General features: G+C 44.1%; 4 protein-coding genes and 1 pseudogene. 1 reads left to right on the top strand and 4 read right to left on the bottom strand.

All coding sequences use genetic code 11. From position 1 onward, the window contains the following. Both ACEW8S_RS08890 and ACEW8S_RS08885 read right to left on the bottom strand, forming a co-directional pair. A pseudogene (locus tag ACEW8S_RS08890) lies at window positions 1-491 on the bottom strand (mevalonate kinase); the annotation flags it as partial. Window positions 492-579: 88 nt separating this feature from the next. After that, window positions 580-1,680, bottom strand: coding sequence for a diphosphomevalonate/mevalonate 3,5-bisphosphate decarboxylase family protein (locus ACEW8S_RS08885; RefSeq protein WP_373517802.1), 1,101 nt, complete (start codon window positions 1,678-1,680; stop codon window positions 580-582). Window positions 1,681-1,774: 94 nt separating this feature from the next. Here ACEW8S_RS08885 and ACEW8S_RS08880 point away from each other — a divergent pair, with 94 nt between their 5' ends. Continuing rightward, window positions 1,775-2,248, top strand: coding sequence for a TspO/MBR family protein (locus ACEW8S_RS08880; RefSeq protein WP_373517801.1), 474 nt, complete (start codon window positions 1,775-1,777; stop codon window positions 2,246-2,248). 98 nt (window positions 2,249-2,346) lie between these two features. Here ACEW8S_RS08880 and ACEW8S_RS08875 read toward each other — a convergent pair whose 3' ends face one another. Both ACEW8S_RS08875 and ACEW8S_RS08870 read right to left on the bottom strand, forming a co-directional pair. After that, a complete protein-coding gene (locus ACEW8S_RS08875; RefSeq protein WP_373517800.1) occupies window positions 2,347-2,850 on the bottom strand; it encodes a YkgB family protein in 504 nt (167 codons plus the stop codon). A 206-nt stretch (window positions 2,851-3,056) separates the two neighbouring features. After that, the coding region (locus ACEW8S_RS08870) for a hypothetical protein (RefSeq protein WP_373517799.1) at window positions 3,057-3,566 on the bottom strand (510 nt) is incomplete at its 5' end.

Here is a 3,566-nt window from a genome sequence, read left to right as displayed (position 1 = left end):
GAATTAATAAGGATAGGAAGGCTCAAATAACTGTTCAAGGGATCAAGTCCCGAGGATTTTCCGTGGAAAAAGGATTCCATTTTTCCGAAAATCCGCTTTAAACGCAATAATTTATCACGGGTCAGATTTTCGAGGATGGTTATCTTATCCTTGGCATATTTATCGTAGATAGCGGCAACCAAGGCACCACTACTGCCTACGCCATAACCTTGAGGGATGGAACTGTCGAAATACATACCCGATGCGATATCGCTTTTCAGGGCCTGGAAATCAAAAGAGACCAAATTGGGACTATTCTTATGCACTATTTCAAGATAACCCGCAAATTCCCGAAGCCCTTGATTGGATTTCTTAGCAGTTTCCGATGAATTGTCGTCAGTCTTCAAAGCGCCCTTAAAAAAATTGTAGGGAATGGACAGTCCCTTGGAATCCTTTATGATTCCATACTCCCCAAAAAGCAGAATTTTAGAATAGAACAGCGGTCCTTTCATATTTAAGTTGGATAATTACGATGCAAAGATACGAATTTTAGGTCTGTAAAACATCCAGGCATCCTTAATTTGACCTATAAATCCGTTTTTAGGTAGCAGGGGTTTTAGACATGTTCTTGGCTCCCGATCCCGTTCGATCACAAATATGTTTTCCATTTTCACAGAACTGAAGCAATTCGCTTTTGATGAATTCGTAAACGGTTTCTTTTTCTTTCCCGGGATATAATACATGAACGTTGGCACCGGCATCCAAAGTAAAACATACGTTTGACTTTGACGATTTGCGAAAAGACCAAATTCTATTAATGATTTCTAAGGTATTGGGCTTCATCAAGATAAAATAAGGATGGCTCGTCATCATCATCGCATGCAGGGTCAATGCCTCACTTTCTACGATTTTTATGAATTCGCCCAAATTTCCATCCCCTAAAATAGTTTGAAAATCAGAAAGGTGTTTAAGGGCCTGTCCAAAACGCTGTTCGGCAAACGGATGGCCGTGCATCGAATCATGGCCTACGGTACTACTTATTTGCTTTTGGCCTTCGTCGACCAATAGAATGGTATCCTGAAAATTCATGAAAATTTCATGGACTTTATAAGGATATTCGATGCCGTAGAAATCGGAACTTGCCTCGATCGTCGAATGTTTTCCCCACTGTACTAGCGGCCCCTCGATACTGCGGCAGGCACTACCGGAACCTAACCGGGCGAGAAAGGAAGCTTTTTTGTTGAAAAAATCGGTATCCATTTCGGGTATCAATTCCCTTTCCATCGCCATGAGACAAAGCGCAAGGGCACTCATTCCCGAAGCCGAGGAAGCTATGCCACTGCTATGGGGAAAGGAATTGGAGGTCTCGATCTTAAAATGATACTCCCGCAAAAAGGGAAGGTAGGTTTCGATACGTTTGAAAAAAGTTTCGATTTTTGGCCTGAAATCATCCTTTAACTTCCCCTCGAAAAACAGGTCGAACGAAAATTCCGTTGCCTTTTTATCCAATTTTCGATAGGAAACCGAGGTGTCGGTCGCACAGGTATGTAAAGTAAAACTGATGGATGGATTGGCGGGAATCTGATTTTTTTTCTTGCCCCAATATTTGACCAATGCAATATTGCTCGGGGATTTCCATCTGACCTTGCCCGTATTCTTTAAGGATGAATATTCGGATGTAAGAAAATCTTTCTCCGTCATTGCGATAAGAATTTTTGCAAAGATAGTTTTTACGTACAACGGTAGTACCGCCAAAGAAATAAATTGCTATTTTAGGGGAAACCGACAGCACCACTTGAAAAAAAAGGGAACCTATATTTTTTACGCCGTCGGCATGTGTCTGCTCACGGGTTTACTTGCCGGCTTTGCCACGGAAAGCTCGGTAAACGACTGGTACACCACCCTGAACAAACCCGATTTCACCCCACCGGGATGGCTTTTCGCCCCGGTATGGGTCAGCCTTTATGTCCTGATCGGCATTGCCGCAGGCATGGTTTGGGCCAGGGGCTTTTATCATCGTTGGGTCAAGATAGCATTGTACCACTTTTGGTTCCAGTTACTGTTCAATGGCGCCTGGAGCATCGTTTTTTTCGGTCTCAAAGAACCCTTTTGGGCCCTTGTGGTAATCAGTATCCTGCTAATATTGATCGTGCTGACCATCCGCTGGTTCAAAGTCGTCAACCGATGGGCGGCGTTGATGATGGTCCCCTACCTGCTTTGGGTCTGCTTTGCGACGGTACTCAATTATAAGATTTGGGAGATGAACTAGTACTGGGTGCTGGGTGCTGTTTTTAAATGCATCTCTAAACCGTATTTTAGAAGGTTATTGTAAATGTTACAAAAAGAATCGGCCTCAAAAAGTTCCTATCAGCTATTGCTGCCCTTTGCGGTCTTGGGAGGAGCGTACTTGGAGGCGATTAGAGCCTCACCCGCCGTCCAGCAAGCTGCTCCCAACAATAGCAGGTCTTTAGCCACAAACTGACCGGGCATCGGTGATAGTGAGGGAAAACTATAACCTTTTTGAACCATGCCTGGGGTGGTCAACAAGAAACTCAAGGTAATCAGAGCCATGATTATCGTACCGATACTACCGATTGCCGATATCTTGGGCGCAAAATAACGTGTGGCGATCATAATGCCTAGAATAATCTCGATAACACCGATCAACATCGAAAAGGCTTGTACGCTCATCAAATCGTAACCCCACGACATCAATCCACTGTTTTCGACAAGTGGTTTGATACCTTCGGCTTCATAGGTGGTAAATTTTAATGCCCCCACCCAGAGCAGAATAATGACAAGGCCATAGCGGATTATGATTTCGCCTATGTTCTTTAATTTAAATCCGGTAGTGTTCGCTGTAGTTTCCATTTTTTTGATTTTTTAGGATTATTTTTAGGTAGCGCTAAACTACCGGTGATTTTCAAACTTTAAAGAATGTCGTTAGTGCCATCTGTGTTTTGCTTATTTAGTTTTGATTTATATATAGTGCTTTTAGGAATGGATAGTGTTCGTTTAAAAGGGCCACACCATTTGATTTGGTGCAGCCCTTTTCTATACAATATAAATGAAAGTGATTACTCGGGTTGCTCCTCCAAATCAAAACCTGTCAGACCAAGGAAGTTGAACTGGCCCGGTTGTCCGAGTCCGCCTTTGGTGGTCTCCAACGCTACTTGCTGGCGGTAATCCACTCCGCCTTCGGTAATGTCGAATATATTTATGGAGAAGGATTGGAAAGCCCCCAACTGGTACAGGTATTTATTGTCAGAGGTCACGAACAGATCTTTGCTATCTGCCGGTGGTGCATTATCGCCACGGGCCTCGAACGGAAGCGTACCTGAGATGCTCGAACCGCCAAGAGTGAAAGGGGTCACCACGTTTCCGGCAAAACTGGAAACATAGAGTCTATCCTCCGTAGGACTGATTACTGTCCAGCAGGCCTCGTCAAGGTCATCTTCCGCCCCAGTGGCAAAGTTCGCGGTTTTGGTAACCGTTGTACCATCGTCTTCCAAGACCGTTACGCTGTTGTCGGTCTTGGCCACGGTCGTATTAAAGTTGGACACAAAAAGTGTGGAATTGCTGTTCGG

Origin of the sequence: Pricia sp. (genome assembly GCF_041745955.1) — a bacterium.
In the GTDB taxonomy this organism is placed as follows: Bacteria; Bacteroidota; Bacteroidia; order Flavobacteriales; family Flavobacteriaceae; genus Pricia.
Note: the sequence above shows the minus strand (reverse complement) of the source record. Positions and strands in the feature narration are given on the sequence as shown.

Excerpts from the sequence above, each read along its gene's own strand:
- ACEW8S_RS08885 (WP_373517802.1), bottom strand. The coding sequence starts at position 1,680 with ATGACGGAGAAAGATTTTCTTACATCCGAATATTCATCCTTAAAGAAT.
- ACEW8S_RS08875 (WP_373517800.1), bottom strand. The coding sequence starts at position 2,850 with ATGGAAACTACAGCGAACACTACCGGATTTAAATTAAAGAACATAGGC.